The organism is Streptomyces flavalbus, assembly GCF_042674625.1.
Classification (GTDB): Bacteria; Actinomycetota; Actinomycetes; order Streptomycetales; family Streptomycetaceae; genus Streptomyces; species Streptomyces flavalbus.
The window spans coordinates 7,928,653-7,950,563 of record NZ_JBHTEB010000001.1 but is presented as its reverse complement, the minus strand read 5'-3'; the positions used below and the strand labels follow the sequence as shown (position 1 = coordinate 7,950,563).

General features: G+C 68.9%; 15 protein-coding genes. 12 read left to right on the top strand and 3 right to left on the bottom strand.

What is annotated here, in order from left to right; all coding sequences use genetic code 11:
* The first annotated feature begins 558 nt into the window (after positions 1-558).
* From ACFQZ6_RS35335 to ACFQZ6_RS35305, 7 genes are all read left to right on the top strand, one after another.
* The gene (locus ACFQZ6_RS35335) at positions 559-2,937 is read left to right on the top strand and encodes a DEAD/DEAH box helicase (RefSeq protein ID WP_381617957.1); all 2,379 of its coding nucleotides are present in this window, start codon (positions 559-561) and stop codon (positions 2,935-2,937) included.
* A gap of 56 nt (positions 2,938-2,993) precedes the next feature.
* Positions 2,994-5,108, top strand: coding sequence for a telomere-associated protein Tap (gene tap, locus ACFQZ6_RS35330; protein WP_381617953.1), 2,115 nt, complete (start codon positions 2,994-2,996; stop codon positions 5,106-5,108).
* Positions 5,109-5,113: 5 nt separating this feature from the next.
* Positions 5,114-5,668, top strand: a complete 555-nt coding sequence (tpg, locus tag ACFQZ6_RS35325) for a telomere-protecting terminal protein Tpg (protein WP_033314517.1) — start codon at positions 5,114-5,116, stop codon at positions 5,666-5,668.
* Between the two features lie 75 nt (positions 5,669-5,743).
* Positions 5,744-8,959, top strand: a complete 3,216-nt coding sequence (locus tag ACFQZ6_RS35320; protein ID WP_381617949.1) for a Helicase associated domain protein — start codon at positions 5,744-5,746, stop codon at positions 8,957-8,959.
* 292 nt (positions 8,960-9,251) lie between these two features.
* Entirely contained in the window at positions 9,252-9,461 is a 210-nt protein-coding gene (locus ACFQZ6_RS35315; RefSeq protein WP_033314519.1) for a hypothetical protein, read from the top strand.
* Positions 9,462-9,838: 377 nt separating this feature from the next.
* Positions 9,839-10,813, top strand: coding sequence for an AAA family ATPase (locus ACFQZ6_RS35310; RefSeq protein ID WP_381617945.1), 975 nt, complete (start codon positions 9,839-9,841; stop codon positions 10,811-10,813).
* Between the two features lie 56 nt (positions 10,814-10,869).
* A complete protein-coding gene (locus ACFQZ6_RS35305) occupies positions 10,870-11,703 on the top strand; it encodes an ATP-dependent nuclease (RefSeq protein ID WP_381617942.1) in 834 nt (277 codons plus the stop codon).
* Positions 11,704-12,710: 1,007 nt separating this feature from the next.
* Here ACFQZ6_RS35305 and ACFQZ6_RS35300 read toward each other — a convergent pair.
* Both ACFQZ6_RS35300 and ACFQZ6_RS35295 read right to left on the bottom strand, forming a co-directional pair.
* Positions 12,711-14,135, bottom strand: a complete 1,425-nt coding sequence (locus tag ACFQZ6_RS35300) for a hypothetical protein (protein WP_381617939.1) — start codon at positions 14,133-14,135, stop codon at positions 12,711-12,713.
* Positions 14,129-14,737: a hypothetical protein gene (locus ACFQZ6_RS35295; protein ID WP_381617936.1), complete on the bottom strand. Its 609-nt coding sequence runs from the start codon at positions 14,735-14,737 to the stop codon at positions 14,129-14,131. Before ACFQZ6_RS35295 ends, ACFQZ6_RS35300 begins: the two co-directional genes overlap by 7 nt.
* A 277-nt stretch (positions 14,738-15,014) precedes the next feature.
* Here ACFQZ6_RS35295 and ACFQZ6_RS35290 point away from each other — a divergent pair, with 277 nt between their 5' ends.
* The 5 genes from ACFQZ6_RS35290 (at position 15,015) to ACFQZ6_RS35270 (ending at position 21,148) form a co-directional block, all read left to right on the top strand.
* The gene (locus ACFQZ6_RS35290; protein ID WP_381617933.1) at positions 15,015-16,331 is read left to right on the top strand and encodes a DNA-binding protein; all 1,317 of its coding nucleotides are present in this window, start codon (positions 15,015-15,017) and stop codon (positions 16,329-16,331) included.
* Between the two features lie 129 nt (positions 16,332-16,460).
* A complete protein-coding gene (locus tag ACFQZ6_RS35285) occupies positions 16,461-17,285 on the top strand; it encodes a TnsA-like heteromeric transposase endonuclease subunit (protein WP_381617930.1) in 825 nt (274 codons plus the stop codon).
* A gap of 23 nt (positions 17,286-17,308) precedes the next feature.
* Complete coding sequence (locus ACFQZ6_RS35280; RefSeq protein WP_381617926.1) at positions 17,309-19,417, top strand: Mu transposase C-terminal domain-containing protein; 2,109 nt, start codon at positions 17,309-17,311, stop codon at positions 19,415-19,417.
* An 83-nt stretch (positions 19,418-19,500) separates the two neighbouring features.
* A complete protein-coding gene (locus tag ACFQZ6_RS35275; protein ID WP_381618903.1) occupies positions 19,501-20,484 on the top strand; it encodes a TniB family NTP-binding protein in 984 nt (327 codons plus the stop codon).
* Positions 20,485-20,491: 7 nt separating this feature from the next.
* A complete protein-coding gene (locus ACFQZ6_RS35270) occupies positions 20,492-21,148 on the top strand; it encodes a hypothetical protein (RefSeq protein WP_381617923.1) in 657 nt (218 codons plus the stop codon).
* Positions 21,149-21,314: 166 nt separating this feature from the next.
* Here ACFQZ6_RS35270 and ACFQZ6_RS35265 read toward each other — a convergent pair whose 3' ends face one another.
* Positions 21,315-21,872: a tyrosine-type recombinase/integrase gene (locus tag ACFQZ6_RS35265; RefSeq protein ID WP_381617920.1), complete on the bottom strand. Its 558-nt coding sequence runs from the start codon at positions 21,870-21,872 to the stop codon at positions 21,315-21,317.
* Positions 21,873-21,911: the final 39 nt, after the last annotated feature.

The following is a 21,911-nucleotide window of genomic DNA, read 5'->3' as shown; positions in this document are numbered from 1 at the left end:
ATGCCCCGGCAAGCCGGGGCATAGAGCGCGAATTGCGCAAGCGCAATTCGAATTCCCGCGTAAACGCGGGAATGGAATTCCGTAAACGGAATTCCGACGGAGCGTCAATTCGCGCAAGCGCGAATTGAGGGCACCCGCGCAAGCGCGGTCGCCACAGCTGGCAGCAAGGGGAGGTGCATCACGCTCGGGCCTGTGTAGCCACTGGGAATCCCAGCCACCACCCCCGCAACGGAGGTGACGGACCATCGGCACGACGGGTGCCGGCCCCACCGCAGTGACGGGTTCCGCTTACGCTCCACCCTGACACCCCCTCAACTCCCGAAGCCTGCATGGCCAAGCCCAACAACACCCCGCCAGGATACAGGACAACCGGCCTCTACGGGGTGAGATTCGGCCATGCATCACCCTGGGGGTGGAAGTTGACGAAAGGAGGATGCATCACGGTGATGCACTGTGTAGAGTCTGGGTACAGACACCACACCCCCCGAGCCGCACCCGCCGGGCCGGGATTTCCTTTCTGATTACGCGAACCATTCCGCGAAAAGGAGAACACGGGGCATGGCCGTGAAACTGCGTGACCATCAGATCGAGGCCGTTGCCGCTATTGTGCGCGGCCTCGATATCCCGCCGGGCGGTATTCCTTTCAATGGCCTGCGCGGGCAGGTGCACGCCGCGTGCGGCACAGGGAAGACGATTATTGCGGCGGCGTCGGCTAAGCGGATTGTGCCCAAGGGGCGCATTCTCGTTCTGGTGCCGACGCTGGATCTCCTGGCGCAGACGGTGAAGGCGTGGCACGAGGCCGGGCACAAGGGGCCGGCGGTTGCCGTGTGCTCGCTCCAGGACGACCCGGAGCTGTGGAGCCTGAAGGTGCGCTCCACCACGAACCCCGTGCAGCTGGCGCTGTGGCACGGCCAGGGGCCCGTCACCATCTACGCGACCTACGCCAGTCTGGGCGTGCTCGCGGAGGCCTTCGAGGGCGTCTACGGCCAGAAGTTGGACCCCGTGGACCTCGCCGTAGTTGATGAGGCCCACAGGGCAAGTGGCTCGATGGGTAAGGCATGGGCGGACATCCACGACCAGACCGTCATCCCGGCGCACCGCCGTCTGTACCTGACGGCGACGCCGCGGATCTGGCAGGAGCGGCCCAACTGGGAGGTCGCCGAAGGGGTGCGGGATCCGCTGCCGGAGGAGATGGCGGCCTCCATGGATGACGAGGCCGTGTTCGGCCCCGTCCTCTACAAGCTCAGCCTCGCGTCGGCCGTGTCCCGCGGCTTGCTGGCGCGGTACCAGATCATCGTGCTGGAGCTCCAGGACCCGGTCGTCACCCCGGAGAAGCTGATGGGTGAGGAGCGGCGCAGCGAGGAAGTGCGGGGGCAGCGGCTGGGAGCCTTGCAGGCCGCGCTGCTGCACACGATGGCGCAGCACAGCCTTCAGACCTGCATCACCTTCCACCATCGGACGATGGAGGCACAGGCGTATGCGGAGGGCCTGGAGCGTGTGGCGGCGAAGCTGCACGCCGATCAGCCGGAGAAGTACCCGGCGAAGATCTGGGCGGACTGGCTGTGCGGGGAGCACGTCCCGGAGCGCCGGCGCGGCGTGTTGGGTGAGTTCGGCTCCACCGCCTGGCGCGCGGTGCTGTCGAATTGTCGTGTCCTGGGTGAGGGTGTCGATATCAGGGCCGTGGACAGTGTGGCCCTGTTGGACCCGAAGGGGGCGCCTCACGACATCGTGCAGGCCATCGGACGTGCTTTGCGGCAGAAGCCGGGGCAGGGGAAATTGGCTTCTTTGATCGTGCCGGTTTTTCTCCAGCCGGGAGAGAAGCCGGAAGACATGTTCACCTCGGCATCGTATCGGCCTTTGGTGAAGGTACTCGAAGGTCTTCGGGCTCATGATGAAGAGGCCGTGGAATTGCTAGCGATTCCGCAGGAGCCGCAGAAGGACGTGGCGCAGCCGTCCATGAACATCGGCTCTGCGCCCGAGGAAGGCGAGGAAGAATCTCGTCTGTTGCTCCGTTTCGCGGCTCCGCGTGACCCGGTGATGGTCGCGGACTGGGTCAGCTTCAATGTGATCGACACGGAGAAGCAAGACTGGGCGAGGGGCTGGGCGGCGCTGAAGAAGTTCACGGAGCGTGAGCAGCATGCCAGAGTCCCATATGGTCATAAAGAGGGCGCATACCCTCTTGGGTCATGGGTGGCGGAACAGCGACGGGCCTACGGCGCGGGGCAGATGAGCGGCCTGCGCGCCCGGCGGCTGGAGAAGCTGGGCATGGTCTGGTCCCTGGCCGATGAGCGGTTCCAGGAGAACCTGGAGGCCGCGAAGGCGTACTACGACCAGCACTGGACTCTCTGCGCTCCGAGGTCCGCAGTGGCCCTGTCCAGACCGGTAGGACAGTGGTTGAGCAATTTGCGCCGCGCGGGTGCGTTGGACGGCCACCCCGCGTGGGCGACAGCGCTCAAGGAGGTCGACGAGGACTGGAACCCGCCGTGGCCGGCCGACTGGCAGCGGCACTACGCCGCACTGCGCGAGCTGGTGGCCGAGGAAGAGGGCCAGGCGGAAGTCCTGCCTGGCGTCACGGTCCACGGCATGGACATCGGCAAGTGGCTGGCCCGGCAGCGGACGCCGAAGGTCTGGCAGGCCCTGACCGACGGACAGCGCGAACGCCTGGAGCAACTCGGCATCACACCGCTCGCCCCGGCGCCGGAGGAGCCCACAAGGGCTTCCACGACGTTCGAGCGGGGCCTGGCGGCCCTCGCGCAATACAGAGCCCGCACAGGCTCTGTGAAGGTCCCCAGGACCCATGTAGAGCGACTGGAGGACGGGGCCGAGGTCCGGCTTGGAGTGTGGATCATGAACCAAAAAAGCCGCCGCGCGAAGCTCACCACCGACAAGCTCTCTGCACTCGCCGCGCAAGGGCTGGAATGGGCCCTTGAAGGCTAAGGAACGGGATAAGTTTGTGGTTAAGCAATGCCTGCCTGGAGTGAGGGTACAGGGTCATGGCCTCTGAGGAAGAGCTGTTCGCGTCCGTCGACGCACTGCTGAACGAGGAGCCGCAACTGCCGCCTCCGGCGGAGCGCGCCCGGCTGCGTGAAGCCGCCGGCATCACGCAGGCCCGCCTGGCCACCGCGCTGAAGACGACAACCCAGTCGGTGAAAAACTGGGAGAACGGCCGCAGCGAGCCGAAGTCGCCGCGCCTGGACGCATACCAGCGGCTGCTGAACGGGTGGGCGGCGAAGTACCCTGCCCCCGGCGCGGCTCCGGCAGCCTCGGTTGCCGCGACGGCGCCCGCGGCGTCTGCCGAGCCGGCCGCGGCCAGGGTGGAGACGCCAGACGCCCCGCAGGCTCCCGCCGTTCCGGCTGCGGTGCTGGCGCGCCCCGCCGGCACCTCTCGGCTCGCTTCGGCATCGCGGCGTCCGGCCGCGAAGAAGACGGCGCAGCCCGCAGCCGATCCCCGGTTTCCGCACGGTCCGCTCGCGGTGCTGGACGGTGACGGCTGCGCGTACGGCGTGGACGGGATCGTGCTGGACTGCCCGGCGACCACGGTGGTGGAGCTGGTGGAGTGGACGCTGCGCGAGTCCGGCCTCGGAGCGCCGCGCCTGAACCGCTACGGCAAGGACAGCGACCCGCTGATCGTCCTTACCGCCGCGGCTGCCGTGAAGCTCGGACTGCCGGAGCGCCTGGAGGGCCATGAGCAGCGCCGGTCCCTGCGTCTCCCCGAGGATCATGCGGTGGTTAAGCAGGTGGTGAAGGCAAAGTGGCGGCTCACCCAGCGCGGGTTCGGGCCCTGGGCAAGGATCTACCGCAAGGCCCAAGGCCGCGAGCGGCAGTGCGTGCAGCTCGCGATCCTGTCCTGGGACGCCCTCGACGAGCGGTCCTGGCCCGGCGTGAGCCAGATGGAGCCGGCCGACATCGCCCGCGTCCTCGGCGTCTACGCCACCCGCGTCATCACCCCGCGCGGATCCACCGCCGTCTCCGGGTTGGAGCTGATGACCGCGCTGCGCCCGCCCACCCGCGCGATGCGCGACGAAGCGACCGGGAACTGGGTGCCCGGCCACAACCCGGGCTCGCTGGGCACAGAGCCGATGGACCCGGCTCCGCCGGAGGCCACCGCTGAGCACCCCGTCGTCGTAAACAGCGGCTGGACCGGTGGCTTCCTGAACGAGGAGGCGTACCAGTGGGTGCGGCCGGTGGACCTGCTCACCGATGAGGAGTGCACCCTGCCGTACGCGGTCGGACTGGACCTCAACACCGCCTTCCTCGCCGCCGCGGCCCGCCTGGTCGTCGGCCTGTCCGCCCCCGACCACTTCCACGCCCCGGCCTTCAACCCAAAGATCCCCGGGAGCTGGCTGGTCGACCTCTCGCACATCGAGGTGGACCCGCGCCTGCCCTCACCGTTCACACCGGACGGCACCCGGCCCACGGGCCCGGCCTGGTACCAGACACACACCGTCGCCTACGCCCAGGAACTCGGCTACAACGTCCAGCCTATGGAGGCGTACCTGCGCCGCGAGACCGGCGCGTACCTGGACCCGTGGCACGACCGCCTCAAGACCGCCTACGTCGACACCCTCGCCGACCTCGGCGTCACCAAGGACCTGACCGACGCGGAGTTCCTGGCGGCGATGGAGCGGCACAAGGACGTCGACCCGGCCCTGGCGGCGGTACTGGCTGCCATCAAGGCCACCATCAAGGGCGGCATCGGCAAACTCCGCGAACGCCCGCAGGGCAAGCGCTACAAGGAGGGCGAGCGGTGGCCGGCCCTGCAGCGCCCCACCTGGCGCCCCGACATCCGCGCCGCCGTCATCTCCAAGGCCCGGGTCAACATGCACCGCAAGATGCGCAACATGGCCACGATGACGGGTCTGTACCCGCTCGCCGTGCTGTCCGACTGCGTCGTCTACCCCTCACCGGGCGACAGCCCGCTCGACTTCCTGCCCTACGCCGCCTCCGGCAAGCCCCAGCCCGGTGCCTTCCGCCTCGGGCCCACACCTGGCCTGGCGAAGCTGGAGGGCGTTCAGTCGATGCTGTGGGCGGTCGACCTCATGGAACAGGGCCTCAACCCGGCCCGTCACATCAAGGGCGGCGACGCTGTCCTGGACGAAGGCGAGTAGGCGCTGTGGGAGAGATCGACGACGCCATCGAACGCGCCGACCGGGAAGCCTTCACCCGCCAGCCACCCAAGACCCTCCAGGCCCGCATCAACTTCCTGATCAAGCAACTCAAGACCACCAAAGCCGTCGCGGCGGAGATCGGGGTCAGCCAGCGGTCGGTGGAGCGTTACCGCAAGGGCGAACGTAAGCACCCGCCGAAGGGCATCGCCGCGAGGATCGACGATGCCGTGCGGCGGCGCTGGCAGCCCCAGGTCCGCAAACGCCGGCGCAAGCAGGCCGCCACGACCGGGATCACGGTCGAGACCCGCGCCCGGTTCGGCTACACCGCGCCGATCGGCACGACAGACGACGGACGCTTCCGCCGCCTCACCGTCCGCCTCCCCGCGCACTACGCGCAACGTCTGTTCGACGCCCGCGACGCCGGAGCCAGCGACCAGCAGATGCGCCAGATCATCGCCGAAGGCTTCAAGGACATCTACTTCCAGGACGGCGGAAACCGCGCCATGGGACTCTCCGACGTCACCCTCAACGACATCGACTACCTCGACCTCGACTACTGACCTGGCCCCGGCTCGCAGGCCCGGCCCCGGCTCGGGTGAGCCGAAGCACGATAGCTGTCACACGCGACGGGATGGGTGGGGAAGCGGTTGCTGGCTTCGGGTGCCTTTCGGGTGGCTCCCCTGCAGGGTGAGATGACGCTGTCGTTCCTGGGGCGGATCGCGGACAGGTACGGGCTGACGGTGCGGAGTCTGCTGTCGTCGGTCACCGAAGTGGCCGGCCAGCAGAGCGTCGTCGGGGCTCTGCAGGGCGACAGTGAGGTGTTCTTGAACGCCGCGGCCCGGGACCGGGTCGCGGCGCTGTGCCGTGTGCCGCAGGTGGACATACGCCGTGCGCTGCCGGCCTGGACGCGGGAGGAGCCGCTGGGCCCCTCGACGGAGAGGCCGGCGGCGCGGCTCCACAACGGGGTGGAGACGGTTGCTGCCTGGGGTCCGGCGTGCCCGGGCTGTGTGGCTGCGCGGACCGGTCGCGTTGCACCAGCCCGCGTGTACCTGGCGGCGCACCAGCGAGTCTGCCCTCGCCACCGGTGCTGGCTGATGGGCGTGCCTGGCAGCGGGGGCCGTGTTGTGGGGCTGGCCGGGTGCCCGGAGGTGGTCCAGGCGCAGGCCGATCACCGCAGGCTGCTGCGCCGCTCCCCCGTCGCTGCTTCGGCGTTCGAGGTTGCTGAGGCGGTCACCGCCTCGTGGTGGGCGCAGAAGTGGCCCGAGGAGCGCCTGTGGGCGATGCGGCTGGAGGCGGCCATGCCCGAGGGCGAGGATCCGCTGCGGTGGCGGATCCTGGCGCGGGATCTGGTCACCTACCCCGAGACCGTCGCCCTCGCCACGCTTCTGGCCAGCCGGGCCTGGCGGCTCCGTGTCGCTGCTGACGGTGGTGGTCACCTCCCTTACCGGGTGGCTGATGTGCCCTGCGTGCCCAGCGAGCTGGGCCATCGCCTGCGACGATCGTGGCTCACCGAGCGTCTAGCCGCCTGCACCCACGGACCGCTGTTTTCCTGGACGTACCAGTGCATCCGTACCAAGGGCGGCCGTGGAGACGCCGAACAGCGGCTGTGGCAGGTCCCCTTGGCGCTCCGGCCTCGGCCTCTCGCCGACGTTCTCGCGGGCTACCAGCGTCGGCAGACCGCGGGCACAGAGGGTCTGCCGGCTCAGAAACGGCTGCGGGGCCACAGCGTGCACGCCGACGGGGCCTTCGCCGTCGGCCTGGCCCACGCGCGTACCTACGCCGCCCAGCACGGCCACCTCGCCACCCGACGCGACACGCGAGTCGGTTCCTTCTCCCTGGGGAAATGGGTGCACAACCAGCAGTCCCACGCCTTGGCCCTGCCTGAAGAAAAGGCCGCTGCCCTGAAGGAGGTGGATCCGTGGTGGAACATCCCCTGGTCGGTTAAGTGGCAGCGCTCCTACTACCGCGCCCGCGACCACGTCAGACGCCACGGCCCCCTCAACGCCGCCGACGGCTTCCCCGACACCCACGTGCTGACCGGGGAGTGGCTGTACCTGCAGTGCACCGACTACAACTCACTCCACCCCGAACAGCGCCGTCTGCTGGCCGACATCGGCATCACGGCCCAGGCCGCCGGCAGCGCACGCCCGCGCCGAACGAGCCGGACCGCGGGCATCGATACGGCTGTTGCCTGTGCGCGCGCCTTCGTCGCCGAACACGGATGCCTGGCCCTGGCCACCAAGAACGTCTCGTACCAGGGGTTTTTGCTCGGGAAGTGGCTCGCTGCCCAGCGTTGCCTCACCCGCCGCCAGGACGAACCAGCGCACCTTCAGGTGCTCGACGCAATCGACGTGTGGTGGAACCCGCCGTGGCCCTTGGCGTGGCAGCGAACCTGGCACCGGATCCGCACTCATGCCCAAGACCGGCACCAAGGGGCTGCAGAAGAGGGCTGGCCGGACGGCAGTGACGGCTGGGCCACGTGGCTGTCCGTACAGTGCACCGGCTACAAGCAGTTGCATCCCCCGCAGCAGCATCTGCTGGCGGAGATCGGCATCACCGCCGAGACCGCCGCCACTCGCCCCCACGAGATCATCGCCCGGCTCTGCGGTACGGGCCCCGGGCTGGCCCACGCACGCACGTACGCCGCCGCACACGGCCACCTCGCCACGCCCCAAAAGGCTTGCCTTGAGGGGTTTGCGCTGGGCCGGTGGCTGAGCGAACAGCGCCGCCAGGCGCGGGAGCACCGTCGCAGTACAGGCGGGACATGGCCGGTCAGCACACTCCTCGCAGCGCTCGACCCCTGGTGGAACCCGACCTGGTCCCTGGAGTGGCAACGCAATTGGAGCCGCGTACGCGAGCGGTCAAAGTCCGCGCCCGCAGCCGACAGCAGTGGTGGTACCGGCATTCCGGGCCTTGAGAAGGAGCTGGCCGGCTGGCTGAGGCGTCAGCGCACCGACTACGGCACACTCCACCCCGAACAGCACCGCCTGCTGACCAAGATCGGCATCACCGCCGACACAGCCCGAGCCGCCCAACCACCAGCTCCCCGCACCGAGCCCGATCTTCTGGACACCGCACTCGCACAAGCTCGCGCCTACGCGGCCGAACACGGCCATATCGCCGCGCCCACCAGCACCGTCCTCGACGGGTTCGAGCTGGGGAAGTGGCTGGCCTGGCAACGACGACGCGCCCGCCAGGGCCGCCTCTCCCCCACCCGGGCCGAAGCCCTGACCATGATCGATCCGTGGTGGAACCCGCCCTGGCCCCTGCAATGGCAGCAGGCCTACCACCGACTCCGCACGGCAGCTACAGGTGCCGACGGCCTACCGACCACGAACCTCCCCCGAAGCCTTTGCCACTGGGCCCGTGTCCAGCAGGAGTCCTGGGAGCATCTCCACCCCGGCCAGCAGGACCTCCTGACCACCCTCGGCATCACACCCCACGCTGCCGTAGGCGAACGACCCGCCCCGGCCACACGCTCCTACCCCGCCAGCCCCGGACTCCACCACGCACACGCCTACGCCGCCCAGCACGGCCACCTCACCCCCGACAAGCACACCCGACAAGCCGGCTTCCCCCTCGGCCAATGGCTGGGCCAGCAACGCCGCAAAGCCCGCGCCGGCACCCTCTCCGCCACCACCGGAGCCGCTCTCACCAGCCTGGACCCGTGGTGGAACCCACCCTGGCCCTACACCTGGCACCGCACCTGGCAGCAATACCGCGCCACGATCAGGGGCAACGAGCCCCTCCCCGACACACTCCTACGGTGGGCCAACGCCCAACGTAGTCAATGGAGCACTCTCCACCCCGGCCAACAACAACTGCTCACTGACACCGGCGTCACTGGATGAGATCGGGTGTCCAACAAGCCGGTCAGCGACCATGCGTGACGAACCATCAACTCATGACGTGAGCTGCATCACACATTTTTGAGCACGGCGTGCCCATGCCCTGGCCGCAGGGGTGGGCCGGTAGGTTGCCCACCAATTCTTGGTGGGCAACCTACCGGCCCACCCCTCGCGTTAAGGGCATGACCTGCAGGAATGCAAGTTGCCCGCCTCCACGAGTTCCCACCAGTCTTGACGGCGTGCCGCGGCGCCCGGCACGCCTCAACATCACGTCAAGCTGGAGGGGAAAACCCCTGTGCTCAACACCATCGGCAGCCTCCTGCCCACGCTCCTCGGATGCCTCGGACTCATCGCGCTCGCCTCGAACGCAACCGCTCCCTGCGGCACCCGCGCCAAGAAAGCCGCCACCACGGTCACCGACCACCTGCGCGCTATCACCAACCACGCTCGCGCCATCGTCGCGGCCATCACCAATCGCAGCGGCCTGAACGGCGACCAGGACTGAGCAACCACACCCGAGCACCAGTTCCATCCTCAGGCAGTCACACCATTGCCGTTCCCGGAAAGGCCGCCTGAGGATGGACTGCTCCACGCCCCCAGAGGCTTCTGGGCGCGACGTTTCGCCTCGATTCCCGGGCCGCACCGCTGCCAAAGGCATCAGACCAGCCCTCCCATCACGGCCGGAGACGCTCCCGTCGGCCGGGATGGGATCTTCGGTCGCTCTCCTACGTTGACGCGCCCTCTGCAACGTTGGGATCCCAGCTCTCCCATGCCTCACCAGACGCTAGAGTTTTCCCACCTCGTCCCGAAGTGGTGTGTTTCAACGGCGCGTTGACGGCTGCTGGCCACCCGCGTGTCCGTGCCGTACAGCAAGGGAGCATTGTGCGACTCGTCGAACTCAGCGTCACCAACTTCCGCTCGCTGGGCGACGTCCAGGGCATCCCGATCCACAAACAGACCATCCTGACGGGGCACAACGACTGCGGGAAGACAGCGACTCTGGACGCCATCGCTTTCCTGCTCGGCGAGCGCCCTCTCGCGGACAGTGACATCTCTCAGTTTGCCGAGAGTGAACCCGCGCGCGCTGCCCTGCCATCGGACGAGGACGCCGCGGAGCCGATCGCGGTGACGGTGGAAGGCCGGTTCGACCTGTCCGACGCCGAGAAGAAGGCCCTGGGTATCCCCTCTTCCATCCAGGTGCGCCGTCGGCACGTGGAAGGCGAAGGCGTCTCACTTGAGTGGCTGGCGCAGGTGCCGCAGAACCCCGCGCTACGGAACATCTCCTCCCTGAAGGCGTCCGAGCTCCGCAGCCTCGCCTCCGATGTAGGCGTCAAGTTGCGTGAGGGCCAGCCGAACGTCAAAGCGAGCTGGACCGAGGTTCTCGAGGAGCATGCGGCCTCAGCCCCGACGGTTGCCGGTTGGGCGCAGGCGCCCGAGCACATCGTCAGCGCCCTGCCTCAGCTCCTCTATTTCCGGGGCGATGCTGCGGAGACTCCCGACACCGTGGTCCGCAGCATCCTGACGGCGAAGTTGCGCGAGTACACCCTGCGCGAGGAGACCCGGCAGAAGATCACCGATCTGGAAACCGATTTTTCCGGCCTGCTCAAGGACGATGCCGCCCGCCTGCAGAAATTGGTCGAGGAACGATGCGGCTTCGACTCCTTCTCGCTGGAGCCGACCGTGCAGTTCCGGCCGACTGTCAGTGGCGTCTCAATGACCGCTGCGGCACCGGGTCAGCGGGCCGTGTCACTGGCCGCGGCCGGGCCGGCCGGTCCCGCCGGATTTCGCTGGCGCTCTGGGAGGCCAGCCAGCAGCTTCTGTCGGAAGCAGCGGAGGACGGCGTCACAGGCGGTGTGATCATCGCTTATGACGAGCCCGACACTCACCTGGACTATGAGCACCAGCGTCGCATCATGGACATGATCAAGGTGTCGGCGTCCGCCGCTCAGTCCACCGTGATCGTTGCCACCCATTCCCTGAACCTGATCGACGGTGTCGACATCCAGGACATCGTGCATCTCAATAGCAGGGACGGACGAGCCTACGTACAGTCGCTCGGCGCAGAGGACACCGACGAGGACACCCGGCGCTTTCTGTCGAACATGGCGGTTTCCCTGGGCTTCCGCAACAGTGTCCTCCTACACGAACGGTGTTTCGTCGGTGTCGAGGGCCCCACCGAGTACGCGGCTCTGCCGGCACTGTTCAAGCTGGCGTTCGGCTACCCGATCCAGTCCGCGGGCATCGCACTGTGGGACTGCGGCGGCAACGACGGCGCCCTCAACTTCGCCAAATTCCTCAAGAAGCACAAGCGCACCGTCGTGTTCCTGGTCGACGGCGACTCTATCCGCGACAAGGAAAAGGAGTTCAGCCTCAATCGTTTGGAGAAGTACGGTTTCGCCGAGAAAGACTGCCTCTTCCTCGGAGACCCGAACGAACTGGAGGACGTCTTCAGCGACGATCAGTGGGCCGACACCATGAACGCCGAATGGCCTCGCAAGGACGAGCAGCAGTGGACACCCAAGGATGTCGCAGACCTGCGCAGCAGCGGCAAGTTCAGCAAGTCGCTTCACAGCCTGCTGTACCAGCACTCCGAGCAGGCTCCGCGTAAGAAGGAGAGCATGGTCGTCGAGTTGACTCGCCGGCTGCGCAAGCCCTCCGACGTCCCGCCCGCGCTAGTGAAGTCGTTCGAGGATGCAATCAAGGTAGCCCGTGAAGCCGGACTGGCCTACTGGCCCGAGGAAAGCTGAGTCAGGCGCAGTGCACGGCGGGCTCGCATCCGGCTCAGACGCTGCTCTCGGGTGGGCTCCTCCCATGAGTGCACACCCACAGACGACGCCCAGCGCCGACCATGCCGGCTCTTCTCCTCACCGCACCACCGGCATCCAGACGGCGCAGGGGGGCCTGAATGGCGAACACGGACAGCCATAGCATGCACCTCAGTACTCTCCGCTCGTTGTGCCGGTGACCTACTCAAAGAGTCCCACGCAGCACTGACAATCGGCAGAGCGGGAGCAGAGCCCCAGCAAGCTGGTACCGCCCGGAAACAACCAGGCCCCCGCGCGACGCCTCCAGACCGTATGCCGCAGACCGAACACCGCTCCCCTGCGAGATCAGTAGTCGATGTCGGTGAACTCGACCTCAAGCTGTTCAGCACGGTTCCCGTGGTCCTTGAAGGACACCTCCTGGATACCCTCAGCAATGACCTCATATGTGATCTGAGCAGCGTTGCCCCCGCTGGGCGTCGAATGGGCGCCGGGCGTACTCGGCCGACAGGCGGACGGTGATGCGGCGCAGACGTCCGTCGTCGGTGGTGCCGACGGACGTGATGCAGCCGAAGCGAGCGCGGGCCTCCCGGTGCTCCCGTTACGGGTCACAGCCTGCTTGCGGCGCCGGTCGCGGACGCGGTGCTGCCAACGGAGCTCGAACCGCCACGTCGACACGGCCAGCGATGGCCCTGGACGGCTGTTTGCGCTCGCCGGTGCGGTAGCGCTCCACAGACCGCTGAGTGATCCCGAGTTTCTGGGCCACGGCCTCGGTCGTCTTCAGCGGCTTCAGCAGGAAGTCCGATCCGCCCTATTGAGGGTCTTGGGCGGCTCGTGGGTGAAGACACGGCCGCCGGCCGATCAACGCAGGGCGGTGAGGTGGCCTCGCCTTGTGTCTGACGGTCAGCTTCCCGGAGGAGCTTCGGTGCCGTTGCCTGCCCTCACCGGGTTCTGCCATTGCCCACAGCGCTGCCGGCGGCCCCGCGCATGTCCTATACGTCGTCGAAGCTGGGCTGACTCCATGGCTGGTCGGGGGGTGGGCCTTGGGCGCCGAGGAGCTGGGTGATCTTCTCGGCTTCGTCGCTTGAGAGATCAGAGAGCAAGCGTGTCGTTGTGCCGAGGAGGGCGTCCAGCGGTACCTGGGTACGTGCGCCGCGAGCGCTGGCGATGCCGGTGCCGAACAGGCACTGGAGAGTCTCGCCGGAAGGGATGCGGGCATCGGCTTCGATGACTCCCTCGGCCTGTCCCAGCGCGTCGCTGATGCCGTCGAGTTGGGCGTCGTGGGAGATGTCGTCTCCGGGGCCGCCGTATCCGACGTGGCGGTCCGTGACGACCATGCGAAGAGAGGTCAACGGGATGCCGAAGCGGTCGGCCCTGTTCCTCACCTCGTCGAGGCGGGGCAGATCGTGCTCCTGTCCCTGCGGGAGCTGGCGCCGGGACTGGGCAACAAGCACATGGAAACGCGGGGTCTGCAGGATCAGCTGGCCGGCCTTCACTGCCCAGCGCCACGGGCTGATGTCCGCGTCAGCCATGCCGGGCACGATCATGCAGACGCGGCTGGTCCAGAGCTGGATCGCCTCACGCATCAGGTGCTGAAGGTTGCCGGTGCCGGCGGCCGGGGTGCGCAGCAGGATAGGGAGGCTGATCATGCGGACGACCCGGTTCCAGAATGCGGAGTCGGTGATGTCCTCGGATTCCAGCAGGTACATCAGGGCCGTCTCGTCGAGATGGCCGACGCCTCGCTGGGGTGCGGGGAAGCTGGCGAGCGTGGATCCGCCGCCCTGCCAGAGCGCGGCGAGGAAGGTTGACATCCGGTCGGCGACGTCGGTGGTCATCCGTGCGGTGAGGGCGTTGACGGCGTCGCGGGTGGGAACGCGTTCTCCCGCACGGGCGGCCTCGGCTCCCTGAACGACCGTGTTCAGGAACTCCTCGGTCGCCGCTTTGTCGAGGGTGCCGCGGCCGCCTTCGAGAACGGAGCGGGACACCAGACGGGGGATGCCGGGAGAGTCGTCGGCCGGTTGGAGTGCGCCGAGTGCGGAAGCGTCGAGGAGCAGCGCGGTGCTGCTGCCGGGCAGCGGGGGAAGATCTCCTTGTTGCCGTTCGGTGGGCAGTTGACCGAGCGCCAGGAGCACCGGCCGGTCGGCACGGGGAAGGCGCTGCAGGTCGTCCTCGAGCTCGCGCTGGTCGGATGTGGTGCGCAGGTAGATGAACCGGCGCGGTGTGCGGGGTCTGCCGGGCCATTCGAGGACCATGTCGGGGACATGGGTGTGGTTGAAGAACTCGGTCTTGGTGATGGTGGCACCGGGGTCCATGCGGCGCAGGTGGCGGGCGACGATGTCTTTGACCCGGGTGAACATCATCCGGTCGTCGGGCTCGTCCATTGCCTGGGAGATCGACTGTTCGACGATGTTCACCACGAGCCCTCTCTGCGGGTGAGTTCGGCGGCGACGATGGCTGCCCAGTCCTTGAGCGGCAGAAGGGTTTCCTGCTTGTCCGAGAGCACGATCAGCCACAGGCGTGCGGCGACCGACCGGACGAGTTCAACGTCCAGGAGTTTTCGGGCTTCCTCGGTGTCGCTGGTGCCGAAAACACGGCTGCTGTGCTGCAGGACCGCGGTCTCCACCTGGTCAGGTGAGTTGAGGGTGGACCAGGAGTTAGCGCGGAAGGGTGCCCAGGTGATCCACATGAAGTGATCGCTGAGGTGGTGCTGGGCCTGGGCAGCTACGTAGCACTTGGCGAGGAACTCGTCGAACTGGGTTCCCTGATCGCTGGGTTGCGCGTAGTTCTTGACCTCCGCGCAGAACATGTCGTTCTGGTAGGGGTCGCCCCGCATGGCGCCACCCAGATCGAAGGAGAACGTCCGGCCTCCGTACGGCCAGGACAGTGTCAGCCGGCGGCCGCAGGACTCCGAGTCCGTGTTCGCGTACGCGCCGAAGATACGCATCGTGCCCTCGAGCCACTGCTTGGCTCTGCGGGCCCCCGAGAAGCCCTTCACCTGAGCATCTTCGCCAACCACCACGTGCGTAGCTTAGTGCGATCAGATCATCACGGTGCGCTTGAACGGGCCAATCCGCCGCCACACCGACGCCTGCAGTCCCTGAAAGGGAGACTCATGGCCCGGGGAAGTAGACCGACAACGGGACCGAGGACCGGCCGACTGCTGCGAAATCCCCCGCCCAGAGCGGCGAACACGAGACCGTGGTGGAGTGACTCATCTTCCCGGCCCATTGCGGACAGCTCCCCTGCAGGGGGAGACGACCTCGTCGCTGATCTGCCGCATCGCCAGCCGATATGGGATGGAAGCGAAGGTGCTGCGGGCCTGCTGGAAGTGGCGCAACTACCCGCCTGGGCACGAGGGCGGAGGCGCACGTGCCGACGCCGAGGTGCTGCTGAACGCAGCCGGACGCCAGCTCCTGGCGGGCATGTGCGGCGTGGAGGAGGACGTGCTGGCAAGGGCGTTGCCGTCCTGGGAGGAAGGGGACACCAAGCTACGCGCCGAGGATGGCGATCCGGTGGGGCTGTGGCGGATCGGTGGCGCGGTGGTCGGTCCGGTGGCGTTCGGCTGCCGACTGTGCACGGCCCGGCGCACGGGGACTGCTCTCCGGGCGGTGCGGTACGCGCCGCGGTGGGAGCGGGTGTGCGTGCGGCACGGACGGTGGCTGCTGGACGCGGACGCCAACCAGCCGCTGGAGCACCTCGACCTGCGCGACCTGCCGGAGGTGGTGGCGGCGCAGCGGCGGTGGCCCTCGGTGGCGCGGCGGGCGGTGCGGGCCGGTGCGGAGCCGGAGAGGGTGTTCGCTCTGGGTTATGCGGTGGTGGCCCGGTGGTGGGAGCAGGCCCTGCACTGGGAGCGCGAGGCGGTCTGGCCGCGGCGGCTGCACCAGGTCGCGGGCGGCAACGCCGGGACGGAGCTGGAGCGGTGGCGGATCGTGGGCCGGGACGCCGTCGTCTTCCCCGAAGTGGTGACCGTCGCCGACGCGCTGCTGGACCCGGTCATGGCCGAGCTGGCGTGGCGGGACAGCGGGGCCGGGCAGCCGCGACCGCTGCCCGCTGACGGGGCGTTCTGCCGTCGGCTGGGTGAGCGGGTCGGGCGGGGGTGGCTGGGGCCGTTGGCCGCCACCGACTACGGCGGCCCGCTGACCTCGTGGATGGGCGCGGTCATCCGCATCCGCCGCGGCGCCGGGGGCCCGCCCGGCTACGGCAACGATCCGTGGTGGCTGAGGCAGGAGCACCAGCCCGCGTCCATGGCCGCCCAGCTGCGTGTCCTGTCCAAGGAACGCAGCGCGCCCGGCTCGGGCACCACGTGGCGCTCTGCGGTGCCGGCCGAGCAGCGGGCACGGATCACCAGTCTGGTCAACGACGCCGAGGAGCAGCTGACCCAGCTGCGCGGTGCCCAGTACGGCAAGACCGCCGACGCCGCTCAGCAGTTGCTGGGCAACCTCGGCCATGCCGCCACGCTGATCGAGCAGGCCGTACGGGAGACCGCTGCGGCAGCCCTCGGGGCCGGGATGGTGCTGGAGGATCTGGTGCACTGGGCCCGCCTGCCGGCCGATGTCCTGGCCGAGGCACTCCCGGACCACCACCGCAACAGGCAGCCGGGAAAGGAGCGGTGAGCGGGTGTCAGGAGGCAGGCAGGGTGTGCACGGACCGTGATCCGCAGGGCATACCTCATCGCCCAGCACTCGTGATCAGAATCTGTGAAGCCGCCCGCCAGCGAGGCGGGACGGGCTTGACTGGGGCGCGTGGGCAGCAAGGACGCAGCGGCCGCATCAGGCGGCCGCTCACAGCACATGCAGAGGGACACCGGATCCGAGTGGGAGGCGGTCTTTGTCGACCCCGTCGGGCAGGTGGTGCAGCAGCGGTGGGCGGACGCGGTTCTCGCGGTGGCCTTCGAGGATCTGGAGCCGGTTTCGGCGTTCCCGGTGGTGCCAGGGCGGCGGTGGGGGCCCGGACAGTGGTGGTCGGCCACGACCGGCCGGCATGTGGCCTGCGGGTCGGCCGCGATGCGGGCGCAGCTGATGGTGCTGGACCGCGACCCTGAGGTGGTCGGCCTGGCAGGACGGCCGGTCCGTCTGCTGTGGCGGGACGCGCGCGGCCAGGTGCGCTCGTGGGTGCCGCAGCTCTTCGCCCGCCACCGCGACGGCACCGCAGTGCTGGCCGACTGCCCCAGCCACCCGGAGGCCGGCGGAGAGCGGGCGCAGCGGGCTGCGAGGGTCCTGGAAGCGGCGTGCGTGCAGGCTGGCTGGAGCTACCGGCGCCTTGAGCCACTGGAGAAGATCCTGGCCGCGAATCTGAAATGGCTGGCCGGCTACCGCCACCCCCGCAACGCCGGGCGTCCCCGTCTCGCGGCCGCCGTTCGTGAGGCGTTCGCACAGCCGCGGCCGCTGATCGAGGGGGCCGAAGCGGTGGGCGACCCGATCGAAGTCCTGCCCGCTGTCTTCCACGCCCTGTGGCACGGACACCTCACCACGCCCCTGGACATACCGCTGCACGAGCGGGTCCTCGTCAGCACCGGCGCCGGTGGTGCGAACGGCCGCGGCGGCCCGGGCAGCTGGGACGGGCGGTGAGCGGGCGGCGTGGGGGGCGGCCGGTGCTGCAGGTCGGAGCGCACGTCCGTTTCCGTGAGAGCACCTGGCAGGTCATCGCTGTGGCGGGGCAGCAGGTCCACCTCGCCGGTGAGACAGGTGAAGACGAGACGGTCGTGGCCGGGCATCTGTTCGCCGACCCGTCCTTCGCCATCGTGGGCGCCGAGATGCCCCAGGCCGTGACGCAGTGGGGGCTGTTCGAAACCGCGCCCGAGGGCGCGCGGCGCAAGGCGCTGGCCTGGCAGCGGCACATCCGCGAGGTGGAGTCCGGCCTGCCCGGCGGGCCGGACAGCGGCGGGGTGCCCCGGCCCGAGTACGACCCCGACCGGTTCACGCTCGCGCAGCGCGAGGAGGCCAAGGCCGCGGAGCTGACCGCGATCGGCTTCGGACCTGTCTCCCGGACCACGGTGCAGCGCATGCGCCTGGCCTACCGCAAACAGGGCTTGTGGGGGCTGGTCGACCACCGCACCACCCGCCGCCCCAGCCCGACCGGGCGCACCGACGAACGCGTCATCACTGCCATCGAGGAAGCGCTGCGCCGCCAGCGAGGCCGCTCCAAAGGCACCGTCAAGGGCCTGATGCCCCTGGTCACCCAGATCCTCTCCGACCGGCATGGGCGCGGCACGGTGACCATGCCCTCCCAGGCCACCTTCTACCGGCTCGTCCACCAACTCGCCGGTCCCGCCGAACACCCCCACCGCCCCGCCCGCACTCTGCCCTCCCCGGCCGGCAGGCGGGCGTTCACTCCGACCGTGGCGCTGCGGCCGGGCGAGCAGGTGCAGGTCGACACCACGCGGCTGGACGTCCTGGCCGTCTTCGACGACGGCACCACCGGCCGGCCCGAACTCACCATCGCCGTCGACGTGGCCACCCGCGCCATCCTCGCCGCCGTCCTGCGCCCCGCCGGCACCAAGGCCGTCGACGCCGCCCTGCTGCTCGCCGAGATGGCCGTCCCCCACCCCGCCCGCCCCACCTGGCCCGACGCACTGCGCCTCGCCCACACCCAACTCCCCCAGCTACAGCGGATGATGGGTCTGGACGAACGCCTTCAGGGCGCAGCCGCCCGGCCGGTCGTGGTGCCCGAGACGATCGTCGTCGACCGGGGCAAGATCTACCTGTCCACGGCTTTCAGCGCCGCCTGCGAGAGTCTCGGCATCAGCGTCCAGCCCACCCCGCCCCACGCCCCCGCCGCCAAAGGCATCGTCGAGCGCACCTTCGGCACCATCAACGCCCTGCTGTGCCAGCACCTGCCCGGCTACACCGGCTCCGACGTCACCCGCCGCGGACCCGACGCCGAAACCGAGGCCTGCTTCAGCGTCGCCCAGCTGCAGGACCTGCTCGACGAATGGCTGATCCACTACCACCACCGCTCCCACGAAGGCCTGCGCCACCCCACCCTGCCCAAGAAGGCCCTCACCCCGAACCAGATGTGGGCCGCCCTCATCGCCGTCGCCGGCCACGCGCCCCTCCCCCTCAGCGGCAGCGACTACCTCGAACTGCTACCGGTGCGTTGGCAAGCCATCACCGAACGCGGCATCCGCATCGACCACCGCACCTACGACGCGGACGTCCTCGCCCCCTACCGCGGCCAGCCCTCCCCCGTCACCGCGCGCGGCGGCAAATGGGAGATCCACACCAACCCCCACGACGCCCGCCAGGTCTGGATCCGCCTGCCCGACGGACACCTGACAGAGATCCCGTGGATCCACCGCGACCACATCCACGCCCCGTTCAACAACGCCACCTGGCAGCACATCAAAACCATCACCACCCGCCACGGCGACCGCGACACCCACGAAACCGACCTCGCCGACGCCCTCGACCAGCTCATGCGCCGCGCCCACACCGGCACCGCCACCACAGGCGAGCAACGCCTGATCACCCGCACCGCACCGCTGAAAACACCCCCGCCCACGGCCGGCACCCGCACGCCCCACGCCCCGGAGCCGCAGGCCGACGGATGGGACGACGACAGTCTCGACGACCTCGACGACCTGCCTGACGACCCAGAGCAGGCTGACGGCGAGGAGGAAACCGTCGACAACGGCGACGCGCCCGTCCCGTACACCGGACTCGGCCTCTACGACCCCGCCCAGGAAGCCCTCAACTGGTGACCAGCCCCGCACGCAACCACCACGCCACCACCGACACCGAGCCCCTGCTGCCCGGCACGCACGCAGCAGAACCGGAGTGGCCGATCACCACCTGGCAGGGCTGGCAGCACTTCGCCACCACCCCACCCCTCACCCCGCCCCAGCCCGGCGATACGCCCCGCGGCACGGAAGAACGCCTCGCCTACCACTCCGCGTTCGTCACCGTCCGCACCCCCGCCATCAACACCCTCGCCACCCAGGTCCGCACCCTCATGCTCCTCGGCCGCCACCAGCAGAACACCGCCCGCCCCTCACTGATCGTCACCGGCCCCGCCGCAGCCGGGAAAACCACCGCGCTCCTCGAAGTCGGGCGCACCTGCCACCTTGCCCACACCCGCAAGAACCCGGCCCCGCCCGGACGTGCCCACGAGCAGGTGCCGGTCGCGTACCTGCTGGTGCCGCCCGGCGCCACCGCCAAGACCCTCGCCATCGAATTCGCCCGCTACCTCGGCATCCCCGTCACCAACCGCATGACCCAGGCCCAGATCACCAGCGCCGTCTGCCACACCTACACCCAAGCCGGCGTCCGCCTGGTCCTCATCGACGAGATCCACCGCCTCAACCCGCGCACCACCACCGGCGCCGAAGCCGCCGACCTGCTGAAAGACCTCACCGAACGCATCAAAGCGACCTTCGTCTACAGCGGCATCGACGTCGCCGCCACCCCTCTGTTCAGCGGCATACGCGGCGCCCAGCTCGCCGGCCGCGCCAGCCTCATCACCTGCGGCCCTCTCCCCGCCCGCCACGGCATCCGCCGGCCCTTCACCGACCTCATCACCGACATGGAAACCGCCCTCGACCTCACCCAGCACACACCCGGCTCACTCCCCCGCCACGCCACCTACCTCCACCAGCGCACCGCTGGCCGCATCGGAAGCCTCGCCCGCCTCATCCGCCAGGCAGCCATCACCGCCATCTGCGACGGCACCGAACGCATCACCAAAAAATCTCTCGAAGCCATCCGGCTCGACCACCTCGCCGAAGAAGCAAGCCGCCCCCGAACCCGCCAACCGGCCAGAACGGCATGATGCGGACGTGAAGAAGAGTGCTGATACGCCCAATGACGAGGACTTCGCAGCCCTCTACGACCGGGCCTGGTACACCCTGATCCCCGCCCGCGCCGACTACCTGGCCGACGTCTCACCCCACTACGACGAGGTCCTCCACGACGTCGCGCAGCGCACCGAGCACACCGGCAGCCTCGGCAAGACGGACATCGCAGCCCTCGTCGTCTGGAAACGGCTCTCCGCACAAACCCGCTGGGTGACAGAACTGATGTCTCTGCCCGACACCCACGTACGAGCCGTCACCGAGCGAGCCGTCACCGCCGTCCGCGACACCAGCCTCACCCGCTGTGAAGCCGCCCGCACCGGGCGCGGCATCATCGCCGAACTGCCCGGCTTCCGCACCGGCGACGCCCTCGCCTCAGCCGTCCTGACCGCGGCAGCACCCCAGCGGATGGCCGTCTACGACCGCCGCGTCCAATACGCCCTCGACACCCTCGGCCTCCCTCTCACCCCCACACCGGGACGCTACGGCCGATACCTCCAGCTCCTCGACGACCTCCTCCACCACGGCAGAGCACACGCCGACGGCTGGACCGCACGCGACATCGACACCGCCCTCTACTGGATGGGCGCCAACCCCCACACGCCAGCAACCCCCGACCCGGACCACACGACAAGCCGCTGACCAGCACAAACCCGCACCAGCCCTTTAGACGCCGGACACCATCACCAACACCACACCACCGTTATCAACGAACCCCCAACAACCGCAGACCAGAAGCCTGGCCAGCACCGCCGAAGCACCCCAGGAAACGCCTGCCCCCTTCTCAGAAAACCTCCAACACCCCAGCTCACACCCCACCCACCACACCAACTACGAACCCCGGAATCACATCCGACTCCGCAGCCTCGGACACATCGTCGCGTTCGTACTGGTAGTCGGTGTAGAGGGCCACAAGGTCGGCGGTGACCGGCACGAAGCGGTGACGGCGGGACTTCGCCAGAGCATGGTTGGGGTTGTCCATGCGGCGGCAGACATGCACGTGCGGGCCCTCGATACCACAGCCCACAGCGCGGGAGGAGGCCAGCAGGTGCATGTCGCCGCGGTGCAGCCCGAGCGCCTCACCGATCCGCAGCCCTGTACACGCCAGCAACGCGATCAGGAAACGGTCCCGGGCACTCGGAGCCGCAGCGATCATCCGGCGGATCTGCTCATCGCTGAGGTCCTCATAGCCCGGCTCGGTGACCTTGAAGCGGAACACGGCTGCCTCGACCTGGCGCCGCCGGCCCGACTCGCCGGTATCGAAGCCGGGCGGGGTGAAACGCAGCAACTTCGGCTGCGACAGCAGCCCAGCCGTGTCGGCCGGCACCCAGCCGTGCGCAGCGCCGAACCGCAGGAACTCCCCCACTACCGTCATGATCGCGTTCGCCGTTCCCCCGGGAGCGGT